The 15,467-nt window shown below is 28.4% G+C and carries 15 protein-coding genes; 1 reads left to right on the top strand and 14 read right to left on the bottom strand.

What is annotated here, in order from left to right:
* Positions 1 to 300: 300 nt before the first annotated feature.
* From VIM70_RS23275 to VIM70_RS23250, 6 genes are all read right to left on the bottom strand, one after another.
* Positions 301 to 438: a Spo0E family sporulation regulatory protein-aspartic acid phosphatase gene (locus tag VIM70_RS23275; protein ID WP_331948165.1), complete on the bottom strand. Its 138-nt coding sequence runs from the start codon at positions 436 to 438 to the stop codon at positions 301 to 303.
* A gap of 189 nt (positions 439 to 627) precedes the next feature.
* Positions 628 to 750, bottom strand: coding sequence for a hypothetical protein (locus VIM70_RS23270; protein ID WP_331948164.1), 123 nt, complete (start codon positions 748 to 750; stop codon positions 628 to 630).
* A gap of 294 nt (positions 751 to 1,044) precedes the next feature.
* A complete protein-coding gene (locus VIM70_RS23265) occupies positions 1,045 to 1,536 on the bottom strand; it encodes a hypothetical protein (protein WP_331948163.1) in 492 nt (163 codons plus the stop codon).
* A 339-nt stretch (positions 1,537 to 1,875) separates the two neighbouring features.
* A complete protein-coding gene (locus VIM70_RS23260; RefSeq protein WP_331948162.1) occupies positions 1,876 to 2,346 on the bottom strand; it encodes an NUDIX hydrolase in 471 nt (156 codons plus the stop codon).
* 281 nt (positions 2,347 to 2,627) lie between these two features.
* The gene (locus VIM70_RS23255; RefSeq protein WP_331948161.1) at positions 2,628 to 3,422 is read right to left on the bottom strand and encodes a class I SAM-dependent methyltransferase; all 795 of its coding nucleotides are present in this window, start codon (positions 3,420 to 3,422) and stop codon (positions 2,628 to 2,630) included.
* 110 nt (positions 3,423 to 3,532) lie between these two features.
* A complete protein-coding gene (locus VIM70_RS23250) occupies positions 3,533 to 4,282 on the bottom strand; it encodes an FkbM family methyltransferase (protein ID WP_331948160.1) in 750 nt (249 codons plus the stop codon).
* Positions 4,283 to 5,053: 771 nt separating this feature from the next.
* On the opposite strand from VIM70_RS23250, the gene VIM70_RS23245 reads away from it, so the two are divergent.
* The gene (locus VIM70_RS23245) at positions 5,054 to 5,464 is read left to right on the top strand and encodes a hypothetical protein (protein WP_331948159.1); all 411 of its coding nucleotides are present in this window, start codon (positions 5,054 to 5,056) and stop codon (positions 5,462 to 5,464) included.
* Positions 5,465 to 5,577: 113 nt separating this feature from the next.
* Here the strand turns inward: VIM70_RS23245 and VIM70_RS23240 are convergent, their stop codons facing one another.
* The 8 genes from VIM70_RS23240 to VIM70_RS23205 all read right to left on the bottom strand — a co-directional run bounded on the left by VIM70_RS23240 (position 5,578) and on the right by VIM70_RS23205 (position 15,091).
* The gene (locus tag VIM70_RS23240; RefSeq protein WP_331948158.1) at positions 5,578 to 6,462 is read right to left on the bottom strand and encodes a hypothetical protein; all 885 of its coding nucleotides are present in this window, start codon (positions 6,460 to 6,462) and stop codon (positions 5,578 to 5,580) included.
* Positions 6,463 to 6,518: 56 nt separating this feature from the next.
* Positions 6,519 to 7,439, bottom strand: a complete 921-nt coding sequence (locus VIM70_RS23235) for an HNH endonuclease (protein WP_331948157.1) — start codon at positions 7,437 to 7,439, stop codon at positions 6,519 to 6,521.
* A gap of 1 nt (position 7,440) precedes the next feature.
* Positions 7,441 to 8,100 carry a uracil-DNA glycosylase family protein gene (locus VIM70_RS23230; RefSeq protein WP_331948156.1) on the bottom strand — a complete coding sequence of 220 codons (660 nt, stop codon included), beginning with the start codon at positions 8,098 to 8,100 and terminating at the stop codon, positions 7,441 to 7,443.
* A 1,013-nt stretch (positions 8,101 to 9,113) separates the two neighbouring features.
* Complete coding sequence (locus tag VIM70_RS23225) at positions 9,114 to 10,196, bottom strand: hypothetical protein (protein WP_331948155.1); 1,083 nt, start codon at positions 10,194 to 10,196, stop codon at positions 9,114 to 9,116.
* 135 nt (positions 10,197 to 10,331) lie between these two features.
* Positions 10,332 to 11,063 carry a TatD family hydrolase gene (locus VIM70_RS23220; RefSeq protein ID WP_331948154.1) on the bottom strand — a complete coding sequence of 244 codons (732 nt, stop codon included), beginning with the start codon at positions 11,061 to 11,063 and terminating at the stop codon, positions 10,332 to 10,334.
* Positions 11,056 to 12,477: a Qat anti-phage system QueC-like protein QatC gene (gene qatC, locus VIM70_RS23215; protein ID WP_331948153.1), complete on the bottom strand. Its 1,422-nt coding sequence runs from the start codon at positions 12,475 to 12,477 to the stop codon at positions 11,056 to 11,058. The genes VIM70_RS23220 and qatC overlap by 8 nt, the downstream gene beginning before the upstream one ends.
* Before the next feature lie 5 nt (positions 12,478 to 12,482).
* Positions 12,483 to 13,184: a hypothetical protein gene (locus VIM70_RS23210; protein ID WP_331948152.1), complete on the bottom strand. Its 702-nt coding sequence runs from the start codon at positions 13,182 to 13,184 to the stop codon at positions 12,483 to 12,485.
* A gap of 2 nt (positions 13,185 to 13,186) precedes the next feature.
* Positions 13,187 to 15,091 carry a KAP family P-loop NTPase fold protein gene (locus VIM70_RS23205; RefSeq protein ID WP_331948151.1) on the bottom strand — a complete coding sequence of 635 codons (1,905 nt, stop codon included), beginning with the start codon at positions 15,089 to 15,091 and terminating at the stop codon, positions 13,187 to 13,189.
* Positions 15,092 to 15,467 lie beyond the last annotated feature (376 nt).

The following is a 15,467-nucleotide window of genomic DNA, read 5'->3' as shown; positions in this document are numbered from 1 at the left end:
TATAATATTTTACAGCATCTTCTTTAAATTGTTTATCGTGTTGTTTTCTCATGATTAAGTCCCTCCATCTATTATTTTCATTGTAATACTTATTAGGAACTTTCTCAATTTCTATTGTACTATTTTTATTCTATCACCAGGTGGTTAGGAAGAGAATCTGCGATTGGGTATGGAGATAGGGTAAAAAAAATGAAGGAGTGCAGGTTGGTGTCCCTGCATTTCCATCATGTTTTACGACTGACTTTATTGTTCTGTGTGCACATATATAGAAATAAACGTATTAAGTAATATTTCTAATAATCAACTTTCATACTTCTCTATTATTAACTTATCCAGACGTTCACTAATTTCAACTACATTTTCATTGCACAAACACATACCATTGTTAATTAATTTATAAAGTTCTTCTCTGACTTCTTCTAAATCATCTATATTCATTTTTACTGCTCCACCTTATCCTTGCTTAATGATTTAATGCTTCTTACACCTATATCTTATATAATATCCACTTACAAGTTTTAAGTTCATATTTAATTTCAAATATAGACATTACTCCCCCTATAATACTTTGACACTTAAATACCAACATCTCATCCCTGCCAATTTCTCTTTATCCATAGTCACAACTTAATCAATTTTGATGACTCTATAACTTTCGTCCTCATTTTCGTATCTAAATCTTACAGGTTTGGGTATACTTTTTTCATTGAACCATGCTACCATCTCTATCGTTTTAGCAACAACTTTCAAATCACACCTCCCAATATTTTCTTTCACTTTATATTATATAGGAACATGAGTTCTTGTTCAAGCATATTATTCAATCCTATTCCAACAATTTTTATTATATTCGGTAGATAACGGTTGATGATGGGAAGTTAATAAATTTATTAACAGTGTGATTCTATATGCGATTATCAATGCTAAACTAAATGATAAATAATATGATAATTTAGTAAAATAATTTAATAACTTGTTTATAATCATAGGTACATTTCATGGTATATTTTCAGAACAGATATTAGCTATGATTATATTATTAGTTTAGATGACCTTGAAAAAGACACAAAAACCTATTATTACTACTATAATCCAAAAAGACATTAAAATAGATAAAGCTTTTTTTAATCCATTATATCTTGCGTATTCTTTAGGAATCTCAGGAATATAATCATCTTCCTTGTGGCTTAAAATTCCTTCAATTATTAAAGCAATAATACTAAAATAAAATAAAATTTTATTCTCCCTATTACCTGCAAGAAAACATATAATTAATATAATAGTTGTTATTCGACACAAAGTAATTATTGAATTTTTATTTTTCAAAATCGCTTTTTTTAATCCATTATATCTTGCGTATTGTTTAGAACTCCCAGGAATATCATCTTTCTTGTGGCTTAAAATTATTTGAATTATTGCAGGAATAATACTAAAATAAAGTAAATTTTTATTCTCCATATTACCTATAAAATAACTTATAAATAATATACCACTTGTTATTTGACACAAAATAATTATTGAATGTTTATTTTTCAAAATCACACCACCTTTATAATTTGCAGGTAACTTACAATATTATACAATTATGTTATAATTACAGCTGATGCTTATACTAATTATAACATATTTTTAATATATTAGGAATTATAACATAATCTATTGAATTTATTTACAATATAATTACTTACATCTAACATCGACTCATATTAAATTAAGCTCAAAGAAAACACAATTTTAGCCTGTGTTTTCTTTGAGCTTAATTAGTAGATTAATAGCTTAATATATTAGCGTGATTTCATATGTTAATATTGATGATATTTAAGTGAAAGCACTTCAAAATGGGACCCGTTAATTTGAGATTATAGTCCCTTTTATTTATTCATCAATATGAACAATTCGTTCTATATTTACAGGAAGGTCTTCAATTTTATCTTTAATGAATGTAGGATAGATTACATGGTTTCTAATATCTGCTATTTCAACCCATCTAAATTCAAATTTATTACTACCTTCTGTAATATAAAATATATCTTCTCTTTCTAAAAAGTTATTGTCACTACACTCTATTAAATAGTAGAAACAGATTTCATGGTATTTACTATCATTATTATTAAAGAAATGTTCAGCAACCCATAATAATCTATTAATTGTAACAGTAATACCCAGTTCCTCTTTCATCTCTCTAATAATTGTATTTTCGGTACTTTCAAATATTTCTACTCTACCCCCTGGGAAATCATAGAAATCATCATTAATTAACCTATGTATAAGGACCTTATTGTTATTAAATAAAATTCCTGCAACACGAAAATTAAAAACTCCATTTTCAACTTTAAAATTAATCATATTTATAACCTCACATTCTAATATTTCCATTGTGTTTTATTAGATAAGTTAAATAATTAACTTACTTTTTATTGATACCTACACCTAATTACTCCAAGCCCTCGACTCATTTTTTACCACGCTCTTTTAATCATTTATTCGTGGAAATTCAGGCTTTAAATCTTAAATTGGAGAATTTTATTCAGACAGGAATCTGCAATTGGGTAAGATATGGTAAAAAAATGAAGGAGTGCAGGTTGGTGTTCCTGCATTTCCTTGATTTTTAGGGACATTGTTTAATATTAAACCTTTCTTGCAACCCAGACCAAATTTCCAGGGTATACACACTCTCTTTTGTCATATCCTCCGTATATACCTATAACCTTAAACCCACATAACTCAAATAAATTTTCTATTTCAGCCTTTTGGGCAAACCTAATAGATATTAAACACTCCTTAATATCTGCTACATTATCACTTTTATCATATTCCTCGAATATCCATTTTCCAGTAGATACTTGCGTTTCATAATTATATTCAAACTGATTGTATACTTTTTCTTTTTTACCATTAGCATTAATATACTCAAACCTTAAATATTTACTACCACCATCAGGTTCATTTGATATATACTCAAAAGTCCCCACCACTGTATTAATTGATATTATACCACCTGCACATAAATGTTTATTAATATTCTTTAAGGCCCTTATTTGTTTTTCCCTTTCTTTTACATGAATAAAAGCACTTCTTGGCATAATTACTAATGAATACTCTTTGTTAGTTTTAAACTCAGCCATATCTGAGCATATCAGTTCACCCTTTAATTCTTTATTCACAAGCTTTCTGTCCAAAACATTAATCATTTCTTGTGATATATCTAACCCTGTTACATTATATCCTTTTTCTAAAAGGGGTATCATAGTGCAACCTGTCCCACACCCAATATCGAGTATCCCTCTATCTCCATACATTTTTGCTAACTCTAAATGAAAGGCTACACATAGTTTTTCATTTAATGCTGAGCCTTCTGGACAAACAATATCCACATATAAATCATAATTTTCTGCTACATTTTTATAATCATGTAAATCCATACAATCATCTCCCTTTACTTTCAATAATCTATACTTATTCCTCACAAATAAATTACATTAAATATTTACAACTTAGAATTATACTCATAATCTTTAGAAAATAAAATTTTCTACAATGTTGCATAAAGAACAGTATCTAAAAGTGAATCAGAATGTTGTCTTAAATATAATTTGTATTCAGGTACTAATTTTTTTATAGCTAATGGGATTTCAAATATATCATCTGCCCTGTGGTAAACGCAAATAGCTAATTTAGGTCTGTATTTTTTAATAATATTTTCAGCTCCTTCAATTGTTTTACGTTCTGCACCTTCAATATCCATTTTTATAAATGTCACTGGAACAGCGTCAAATAGCACATTGTCGAGGCTATTTACATTTGTACTTGAAGTTCCCGTATCTGAAATCTGAGATATATAAGACCCATCTTCTCTGAATTTCAAAATATCTTTTTTATTCCAACTGGCTAATTTATAAACAACTATATTATTCATATTTTTTTCTAAAATACAGTGATTTAGAGACATCATATTTTCATGGTCAGGCTCAAATGCAACAATCTTTTTATACTTTCCCTTAACATTACGAATAAAGCTTTCTATAGTGTCTCCTTTATAAGCACCTAAATCAATAAAATATTCATTATCTGATAATGTTAAAATATCTTTATTAAAATATTGTGTACTATCACTTTTAATATTGTGTAGCAAAACAATATTTCCAGTTTCATATACTTTAATTCGAGTTTCTAAAACCCTTTTGGATTCATCATCCACTAAAAATTCTCTGACTTGTTTTATCTTCTCCAAATTTTGTTTTGATTTACAGTTTCTCCAGCCTTCCATAAAATAATTAATCATTACGCTTCCTCCTCCTATTGAGTTTCATATTTACACATCATTGATATAAAATGGCATAAAATATATTTATTTAATCACAACACTCCTTTCTTTTGCAAAAAAACACCCTTGAACAAAGCTATAACTTTGTTCAAGGGTGCTTTAATAATTTCAAATGCACGGTCCCACCTTGATTTTTCACTTTCGAGTTCCAATAAACTCTATTCTTTGACGCAGAAATACGTTAATGCTTATTTCACATTACAGCTCAGAAGTGGTCTTCACTCTTACTCTACAAAAGGAACTCCCATCAAATGCCCCTATTTCTGGTTGCTTTGTATTAGCTACTTTCTCCATCATTGCTTTTTATATATTGAGAATTATTATACGTTTTTACAATAATTTGTCAACAAGTAATTTTATTACAACTCTGTATACCTTATATATTTTTTTATGCTTTTCTTCATTCTTTATCACATTAAAAATTTATTTTGACCCTTTACACAAACATTATAGTCTGTCCAAGTTCTTACATTTTATCAATCTTCCCATCATGCCTTCATTCTCTCTGTTTAAGTTCAGATAGCTTATTCCTCCCTTAAACCTATCCCTATGTCACGCTCTAACACTATCGCCCTTAGTTCTTATGCCCTCTCTTAATTCAATCTACTTTTCAGTTCCTATTTCTAATATCAAATTTACTATTGTTATCTTCTAATTAAACTATTTATTGATTATAGCTAATAGGCATGTTAATATATGTATATTACTATTATACATATGGGGTGTTTTATGAATACATTTGATAAATCTTCATTTTCACAATTACTTCTTCTCGCTAAAGGGGATAGAAGTATTAATAATTACGGGAATCAGTGTGATATTAGTCCTGCTCATATATCTCGACTTTTAAGAGAGTTAGTAAATGCTCGTCCTCTACCTGCCACTTTAAAGAAATTAGCTGATTTCGCATATAATAATATAACTTATAAAGTGTTAATGGATTGTACAGGCTATAATGGAGATAATACTTTAGATGATGAATTAGTATCATTAATTGGTAGTCCTCCACTTGTATCAGATATAGCTCTTAAGTTGTCGGAAAACTATAGTCTATTGCATTTAATACGAGTATGTAGTAACTTAGAACAACATCAGATTAGCTTACTTATCCAAATAGCAGAAAATTTTAAAAGTAGTTAAACGGAATTAATATATATATTATTCCTTTCAATACTAACTGCTTATAAATAAACTTCGATAATGGTTTGCACTCATTCTATTAATTTTGCTTCCATTGTTTTTTAAAATCAGAATTATTTTAATGCAATATTCCACTCTGGCTTATGTTCTTCTATAAGTTTTCTTTCTAAAAAGCATATTTCTTCATCATCTTTTAATGGCATTATGAAGAACTTAACCTGACTTCTAACCCTGTTAATTATAGCATTTATATGGCAATTAGTTGCTTGACCGTCAATGTAACAATTTTTAGGAGAAATATTGGCATATCCTGCATTTATTCTTTGGTAAAAATCAAAGTTTCCTTTTACCCTACCAATATATTTTATCTGTTCATTATGCTTATACATATATAGTCCTTTACATTTCGCCAAAGAGGTCTTTTCCATTTTAAATTTACAATAAAGTTGGTCTCCGTATAGGTTAAGAAATCTCTTATAGAACATATTATTATTTTGTTTAAGTTTATAAAGAAATAACCCCAACTCCATATTAATATAATTTTTATATTCTCCATAACATTCATCTCGAAATTTTATATATTTATCCTTAGTCAATATCTCCGCTAACGTGTGAGCATTAAATGTGGCAAATATATCTTTAATATCAAAGCTGTCAAATTCAAGCAAAATTTCTATAAACTCATTGTTTTTACTCTTACAGTATTCATCTAATCTTATGGTTCTTTGCTCCTTCTTATCAATTTTAGTATGATAAGTAATATCAGTATCTACATTATCTCTATAGGTCATATCATTCTTTGAATTAACCGTTTTTTCCTTGACACAGTGGCTACAAGTCGCTAACTTACGATTTATTTTTCCTTCTACACTCAATCTTTTGCATACTTGAAACACCGTTTGTCTTGGACTAATACTACATAAATTTGATAAACAATCATCACAATAAAAACCATTGTTTTCTGTTATATAAGATATAATCGTATCCTTATGTCCCATAATGATTTTCCTTCCTGTATTTGTTTTATATATCTATAAAATCTAAATATTGTTTACTACCCAAAATGTAGTTCTCTGTGGCAGTTTGGGCAAACAGCTATTGCATTTTCTACAGTATCCTCTCCACCGTCAGCCAATCTAATTATATGATGAACTTCAAGATAAATTGTACCATCAGATACTCTCTTAAATGGGCCTTCTTTCCTACATTTTCCACATCTACCTTGTGCTCTTTCAAGTGCCTCTGCTACAACATCAGGGTTTCTCCTATACCCACTACTTACTGTGTTTATCTTTTCAGAAATAGAATTTTTCTTACTTTCTAACCTCTTTCTCCGTTCTTCAACACTAAGTCTTAGTGATTCATTAACAGCTTTATCAAACTCACTAATAGAATTTAGTTGGATATTTATTTCTTCAAGCATTTTCTTTATTATATAAAAATGTTCCTTCTCTATTTTAAATATTGTTCCTCTATGAAATCCGACAACCTTACAGCCTTCCAATTCCTTATTAGCTCTCATTTCATCTAAATTTAGAAACTCTTCAAAGTCTATTTCCTTTCTAAATTCAACTATTATTTCTTCATTTTCATATTTCTTATTTATTACTTCACATATTGCTGTAATTCCACTTATTTCACCTATTTCATATGCGACAACCTTATCTCCTATTTTTATATCATCAAAACAACTTTGATTTTTCCTCTTACTGCCCTCTTCACTTAAATTTGAATACTCTTGACTTCTTCCAACTTTTAAATCAGAAAACGACCACTCATATCCCTTAGTATCAACATTCAACCAATAAAAGCTCTCATGTTCTCTATATACATCAAGAAGCTCGTATTCACCCTTACCAATACGTTCAAAGTATTTTTTATATGTCGGACTATGTTTATTTCCAGTAGCGTTAGCTAAAATAACATTAATATAACTTTCTGTAGCGTTAAACCCTTTATTTTCGCATAATTTCATATTATATTATATATTTATCTAATTTATCAATGTATTTATTAAATTCTATTTCCCAATTACTTCTCATTGAACAAAAAAATGGATGATTAAGTGTATTATCTATTAAAATATTCTTTAATTCTCCAATGTGCTGTAGATATTTTAAGGTATTATCTACATCCTTACTTAACGGTATTATTACCTTGGGGTTTACAATTTTTATTTTTTCTAAAAAGTTTAAATGAATTATTTCTTTTATGTTTTCAGGTAACTGATAATAATTAAAGTTTTTATTATCTTTCAAAAATCCTACACTACAAATATTTGTAACATATATATTAGAGTAAAACTTTTTAGCTCCATATTTTTTAATTACAGAATAGAAATACTCTGCACTTCTTTCACTATCATTCCTTTGTACATCTAATAAAAGTTCTGATAAAGAATTAAAATCTATAAAAGGTATCCCCGTCTTTCCTGCTCCATATCTGCCAGGATTAATACCACACATTACTACTTTAATATCGGATACATTACAATCCACATATTCTTCATAAAATTTTCTTATAAATTTTTTATTATTAACAAATTCATTGAGAACAGTTATATTTTCCATCTTCAACTCATTTACATTTTTTATTTTATTATATAAGTCTAACATACCATCTACTAAGTTATTCATTTTATCCCTCCATTCATTCATTAATCTAAGTTTATAGCATACTTATCCTCTATTCAAACTCTATAATCAACCCTTTCCTAACTTTATGCTCCTACATTACCATACTGATTATAGAAAAAGCTCTTTAAATCATATATTCAAAACCTTTTATCAACACCTCAATGAATAAGGGCATAATAATCTATTCTTTGCTTTTAACAAAATTCGGAATTTTCCTTAACACTCTTACTCACTTTAACAAATACCTTAGAATTTCATATAACTATGTAGACGCTTATTAAAGATTTGAAAACTTCTTCCATTCCACCCCCTCAAACCCTCATTCCTACGTTGCCTAATTCCTTCCAATATAAATAAAGTCTTGAACATTTTCTCCCAACCCCAGCACCCAACGCTATCTTTCAACCCAAATTAAAACTAATAAAGTCTTGAAAAACTCCTCCTATCTGCCTCCTTTATTCACAAAAGGTCTACCGACCATTCCTTCAATCCAAAAATCAATCTTTTCCTCATTTATATCCAATTATTTTCTCGCCTGTGTTCTTTTATCTGCCCTCAATCCTTCTCCCTAATCTCCTTATCCTATCCCATAAAAACCTCTCATATCAAGGCTTACATCGGTTATGTTGCTGTCCTTAATCTATGATATAATCTATCATCTATTCAATCTTTTCAATCAATCAATCTTTCAATCCTTTGGTCAATCTTTTTATCTGGTTTTAGAGATTGGGGCAGGTGGGGGAAGAAAAAAGAAAAGGAACGGTAAACCGTTCCTTTTACTGATGTTGTGGGTGGGGGAGGGGAAATTTAGGGGAGGCTTTAAAATGAAAATTGTCCACAGTGGGACCCGATTTTTGGGGGCCAATTTGGACAATTCTGTTCATAACTATATTTATATTTTCAAGACTTTATTAGTATTTTCAAAGGATTATTTATTCTCTACATAGTTAGATTTAAACAAAAGTATTAAAATTTATTCTTAATTTGATTTCGCCATTAGAATAAAGAATATCTTACTTTCCATGTTTACTCTTCTGTAGGTTTTTTATTTCTCTTTGCAACTCATTTATAATAATATTTTGTCTCTTAATATTTTCTTCAATATTTTTATTTTCTTTTTTTATAATATCATATTTTGAAGCTACAGAATTTATCTTCTTTAATGTATTATTAGATATATCCGCACTACTTTCACTTTTGGGATTAAATCTTTGTGTGTTTTTTCTGCTTAATTTATTAAGCTTTTCACTGCAATCTATTATAGTATCAAAGATAATGAATGTTACAAATCCTTCTTTAAAAGTGCTAAAAAATTTCATAAAATCGCTCAACTGTTCTTTACTTATGATAATACTTGTCCCATATTTAATGTTTATCATATATGACACTAACCCATCATTATTTATATCTATAACACTTATAAAATATATACCAAATGCAACTATATATATAATTTTTTTTATTTTTATTTTAAACAAGTCATATTCATCTGCTATAAAAATTCTTTCATAATAATAGCTAAGTATAATTAAGAACAAGAGTGTTCCTATAAAATATCCAGACAGAATGAGATTTGATTGAAATTTGGTGCAATTATTATAATAATTTAATATATCCTCAAAACTTATATTGTATTCTTTAAATTTTCCGCTTATTATTTTATCATTAATAAATAATTGTTTTGATTTTTCTTTATTCTTAGAAACTATTTCTGAAAATTTATATAAGTAAAATTTACCATTTCCATTATCAACATTGTCAACAAATTCATTCATAACTTTCTCAATCCGAAGCAAAAATACCATATCTTCATTTATTTTGCTTATTTTATTATCCGATATGAAGTTATATAAATTTGAAGGTCCAAAAAAATCAAAGCATCTGTAGTAAACTATATTTGATAGAATAAAAATAGTAAGTAGACTAAGTATATTAACAATTATAGTATTCCAAACACATCTTTTTAATTTAAAGAATTTAATTTGTTTTATTGCAGGGGATTTCCATATAAGCAATGAAATAATTGCAACTATACCTATATCAAAATAAGTATTATTAATTGCACCCCATATTAGTAAAGCTTTATCTATCCGCATTGAAACAACCATGCCAAAAATGAATATTAGAATTTGCAAACCAAATTGTAATAATATGCTTACCACTCCAAACTAAAATATAATTTAATAGATTGCAATATTTCATGGTTACTAATTGCAATCTATTATATAAAATTATTCATTATCTCTTAATAATTTTTTTAAATTACTTTGAACAACATTTATCATGTTATCAATATGTTGTATACTTTCTATATTTTCATATGTTAATATTAATTCTTCTGGTGTAATTGGCTTACCTTTTACTTGTACAAACGGTCCATCAGATTCGACTAAAATTTTATTTAAAGGAATGTTTTTTATTATCTCCCTACCAGTTTTAGATTTTGTCATTGAATAATTTACTGAAAGGTAGTATCCTTGACCAACAATATCATTAATAAAATCAACTTTCCCACTGTACCAATGAAATACTGCTGATTTAATCTTGTTCTTAACAAGTATTTCCAGAACATCCGCCTCTGCCCCTCTTGAGTGCACTGAAAATATCTTATTCTTATCTTTAGATAAAGAACAAATATAGTCAAAAATCGTAATTTGCTTACTCTTTGAGCTGATATGTTCTTTTGAATAATCTAACCCAACTTCTCCAATATATTTAGTTGTTTCCATATATTTATTGAATAGCTTCTTATTTAAATTTTCACTTCCCGCAAACTGAGGATTAAAGCCTAATGCAAATTTTACATACTTTGTATTTTGATACGTGTTTATGCACTGCTCATATATTTCAGGTAGATTAGTAACACATAAAGTGTATATTTTATGCTCATTTAGATAATTATACTTATCCTTATTATCCGAATAATAGTCTAAATGGAAGTGGAAATCTACTAAATTAGACATTGTTTTTTTCCTCTAAATCAATACCCATATACTCTAACAAACCAGAGCCATTAGCTTTATCCTCATTAACAAGCATTTTAAGCAATTCCTCCATAGTTTCTCTATAAACTCTATTGAATAAGGCCACCTCTTCCGTAGCTAATTTACCATGCCTCAATAACAAACTATTAATATAATTATCATTGTTCTTGTTTAACTCAAATCTACTAATACTATAAAGAACTGCCTTCAAATCACTTGCTCTTCCACCAAGACTATTACTCTTTTCTATAAAATCCTTACTTAACGTATAATTGTCATTATAATTATCATATTTATAATTGACTTTGTTCATCGAAGCTCTTCTAACTAAACAGGGGTAGCAATATCCACAATTAATTGGAGGCTTAATATGGTCGTATCTTGAAAGACAAGGATGGGAACAAGATATAGTTCTCCCTCCATAATTTTTAAACACTTCATTATTAGATATTTCTTCTACTATTTCGCCCTTTGTAGAATAAGCATAAGGATTTGACACTTTATTATTAATTCCGACTTTACGTAATATTTCATTTAAACTTCTAATGAAATGTGGGTGTGTTGTTCTTGTACTACAGCTACCATTTCTACTATCAGTTAATGGAACATTTATGCCAATGAACCCATTTTCAGGTATGTATACTGGTATATCACCTATTATTGAAGCTACAGCAATTGCACCCGCTAAAAATAGTAATGACCTACTCCTACTTGTGTTTTCAGTTCCTAAATTGTTTTTTTTGCCTAATGTATTTAATGGTTCAAAAGGTGTTGCACTAAATAATAATAGCTCGTTATTTGTATTATTAAATTCTTTGCCTACCGCATTATATAACTCTTGTTGCCTACTACCCAGTAATCCATATTCTTGAAAACCCACAAAACAAGTTTTATTTCCTTCACTCAATAGCTTTATAGCTCCGCAAAATGAATCCAATCCACCTGAAAACAGACTAACACAATCAAAATTTTTATTATTTATCAACCTATATTTAGTATTGTTTTTATTAGCTCTAAATTTACTATCACTTTTTCTAAATCTTAAACTCCATATATCCCCACTCAAAAACTTCAAAGTATCTTCTAATTCTACTCTTACGTTTTCCCATTTACTTAACTCTAAAACTGGTATATTGACCTCAATTTGCCTTGTCCAATTATCACTAAAAATACTTCTTGGTATTCTTTTGTCTATAGCAAAAATGCTTAAAGCTATTATAAGAAAATCTTCATTAATATCATTTATTGTTTTTAGCCCAAACCTCCGCCACAAATTTTCAACATGAGTTTTAATATTGGACCTATTACTCTTATTATCAAAATTGAATACAATTCCATCTAAATAATCTTCATAAACTTCTTCGTTCTTTACTTTATTAATCCATACTTTCATAAATATCACCTCAAAATTCTGAACACATCAAAAGCTTCTTCACATTTTTCGCTTATGAATTGTTCGCCTTGTTTACTTGTTAAATCTATACTTGATAGTTGTACTACAGTAAAATCTGTTTCTAAAGTAACTCTTATGTAATTCTTTATTCCGTTTATAGCACCATTGGTCTCCTCTATATTTGTACATAACCCTTGAATTTTCTCAAAAAAGTTTGATATAAAACTCTTTTGAACATATTTAACCATAAAGTTAAGAAAAAAATCTTCACCTGATATTTGTTTGAAATCTTCTTCTAAATCAATTATTTTAAAATCATCAAGAATTTCGGTCATACACTCCCTTGAAACACTGTCCTCAATAGTATTAGTGTCTGGTGCAAAATAATCAATTAATCCATTGTATATTTCTTCACTACTTTTACCAATTAGAACTGTTAATCCTAAGTTTTCCAATGCTCCATTAAGCCCATTTTGATTAAAAGAGCTTATAAAATTCAATGCCTTTAATACAGTCTTTGAAACTGATTTGCTTTGATTTGTACTGGATTCACTTCCATTACCACTTGTTCTCGCTTGAACATACTTACTTAGAGCATTACCAATTGATTTATTACTATAATTATTCTTACACATAGTCGTTACAGCTAACTTTGTATCCTTCCATAAGAAACCCTTAGGTGGTAGATACCCTTTTGAAGTTCCCATTATTACTTCCCTCCTTCAAATTTATTCCATACCTCTAACTTTTTATCTACTAATAATCCTTGTTTAATTAAATCATTTTTAAAATTATTAATTTTTTCTTCATCAATTTTCTTTAAACTTACTAATAATTTTAGATTAGACGCAGTAATATCAACAGATGAAATCCCCTTTAATTCTTTGATTATTACATCTCTGTACTTTTCAAAATTTATATATACATTCACTAACGCTTCTACTAATCCATGATTTTGTCTGAATTTCTGAAATATAGCTTTAAATATTTTATCTAAACTCTCCTCTGGCAATCCCTTCGCCTTCAACCCTACTATTAATTTACGTTGAAATGTTTTATCTTCTATTAAACAAATGTCATTAACACTCTTTCTTTCCTCATAAGTTAAATTATTTTTAACAAAACTAATTTCTCCTATTGATTCTCTTGATAGATAAAAATATTGTCTTAAATCTATATCATATAAACCTATTGGGTCTACTACTATCCACTTTTTAATTCTGTCATTATTCCATTTTGAATAGCTTGTATCCTTTAATTCCTTACCATCTTTGACTAAATTGTAAACCTCTTTTAATTTATCGGGTTTACCCTCATTTTGAGATTGCCATACATATAGCTCATTAAATAATTCCTTATCAACTTCTTCTAAAACCATTAATTTTGCCAAAACAGCTAAATTGGGTTTGAACCCCTGAATTTCGGCCATCCGTTTTCTTATATGAAATGTATTTAAAAATCTTTTAGCTTGACGTGGATTACCTTTTAAACTTCCAGCTATTACATCTCCAATTGTTTCAAATATAAGCAACTGTTCCTTAAATTCATCAAGCTTCGTTATATCATTAAGTTTTGTCTCTGGGTTTTCCGTATCAATAACTAAACTACTTAGAATATCTGATGAATTAATTATCCCACCTTTAGAAATCAAACCATTAATTGAAAGTTTGTCTAAAAACCCATTGACCTCTTCTATTTTTAAAAACATCTCGCAAACTAACATCAACATATAGTTTTTAATATCCATTTCAGAAAGCTCAGGAAGTCTTATCGGTAACTGAATGATTTTTTCAATATAATCCTTTGAGACATCAATATTATCTTCTGCGGACAACTTAGGATATTTCTTTTTAATTGCATAAGTAACAACTCTTTCATCTATTGCTACAATAAAAGTTGTTTTTTCTACAGCGAGAAATAATTTAATAGCTTCCAATGTTTCTAATATCCTGTCTGGATTACATCTGTCTAAATCATCAATCATAATTATTAAATTTTTAATCCCTGACTCTTTTAATATTGCCTGAAATTCACCCCTAAAAACTCTAATATTTTCAACTATACTTTCATCTTTATCATCTTCTTTTAGATATTCTTCTTTCATTTTTTTTGCACCGTCTGCTAATTCTTCAATACCTTCACTATTCTTTAATTTTTCAGTTATTCCCAATCCTATACTTGTTATAGCAGGAATAGGATTTCCAGTTAATGCACTTAGAGCTAATGGAACACCTTGCTTTACTATTGTTCTACCTATTCTAATCAAGTTTACACGCTTAATAAGTTTCTTAAAGCCTTTTTTGCACCCACCATCTATATCTTCATTGCTTTCAATTGCTCTCAATAAACTTTCCATGAGTGCTGTTTTTGCGTCATCATACCCCTCAAACATCCAAGAATTTAGGGTGATTGCTATTACTTCCTTATTCTCTTTATTATTTTCAATTACTTTTTCATTAATTAATCTTAATAATGTAGATTTACCACTACCCCAACTTCCAAATAATCCAATAGTTAAAGGACTCATTCGTTTATCGTTAGAAATTTCATATATTAGTTCTGCATATGGCTTATATGCCAACATATCAATATTCGAAGCGTTATCTGCCCACATTTTTACACCACCCACTATAATATTTCATTAAATACAAAATTTTATATTGCTTGTATAATATTATATAACTTTTAAATCACAATTTATACTTAAATATAAATAAACTACTAAATCTAACATTTTTTTCCTTGGTTACTTTCCATGACTTGCAAACTTGTTACTCTCTATTCAAATTATCTATATCTGATACTTTATTTTTTCCTAACCTTTAAAATTCCTTAGAATTTTTCCTATCTATGTTCCCTAATAAAAAAGTTACCGCAAATTCTCAAAATCCCCCATCACCCCTCCACCCCTTCACCCACCTACCTTCCCACCCTCTTTCCTTTTTCTGTATTATAATAAAGTTCCCCACAAAACTCCCCCCTTTTGCCCG

The sequence above is a fragment of the Clostridium sp. genome, from assembly GCF_036569345.1.
Lineage (GTDB): Bacteria > Bacillota > Clostridia > Clostridiales > Clostridiaceae > Clostridium_AD.
Note: the sequence above shows the minus strand (reverse complement) of the source record. Positions and strands in the feature narration are given on the sequence as shown.

Bases quoted from the DNA above. Each gene is read 5' to 3' on its own strand.
- VIM70_RS23275 (WP_331948165.1), bottom strand. From the start codon at position 438: ATGAATATAGATGATTTAGAAGAAGTCAGAGAAGAACTTTATAAATTA.
- VIM70_RS23260 (WP_331948162.1), bottom strand. From the start codon at position 2,346: ATGATTAATTTTAAAGTTGAAAATGGAGTTTTTAATTTTCGTGTTGCA.
- VIM70_RS23255 (WP_331948161.1), bottom strand. From the start codon at position 3,422: ATGGATTTACATGATTATAAAAATGTAGCAGAAAATTATGATTTATAT.
- VIM70_RS23250 (WP_331948160.1), bottom strand. From the start codon at position 4,282: ATGATTAATTATTTTATGGAAGGCTGGAGAAACTGTAAATCAAAACAA.
- VIM70_RS23245 (WP_331948159.1), top strand. From the start codon at position 5,054: ATGAATACATTTGATAAATCTTCATTTTCACAATTACTTCTTCTCGCT.
- VIM70_RS23240 (WP_331948158.1), bottom strand. From the start codon at position 6,462: ATGGGACATAAGGATACGATTATATCTTATATAACAGAAAACAATGGT.
- VIM70_RS23235 (WP_331948157.1), bottom strand. From the start codon at position 7,439: ATGAAATTATGCGAAAATAAAGGGTTTAACGCTACAGAAAGTTATATT.
- VIM70_RS23230 (WP_331948156.1), bottom strand. From the start codon at position 8,100: ATGAATAACTTAGTAGATGGTATGTTAGACTTATATAATAAAATAAAA.
- VIM70_RS23225 (WP_331948155.1), bottom strand. From the start codon at position 10,196: ATGCGGATAGATAAAGCTTTACTAATATGGGGTGCAATTAATAATACT.
- VIM70_RS23220 (WP_331948154.1), bottom strand. From the start codon at position 11,063: ATGTCTAATTTAGTAGATTTCCACTTCCATTTAGACTATTATTCGGAT.
- qatC (WP_331948153.1), bottom strand. From the start codon at position 12,477: ATGAAAGTATGGATTAATAAAGTAAAGAACGAAGAAGTTTATGAAGAT.
- VIM70_RS23210 (WP_331948152.1), bottom strand. From the start codon at position 13,184: ATGGGAACTTCAAAAGGGTATCTACCACCTAAGGGTTTCTTATGGAAG.
- VIM70_RS23205 (WP_331948151.1), bottom strand. From the start codon at position 15,091: ATGTGGGCAGATAACGCTTCGAATATTGATATGTTGGCATATAAGCCA.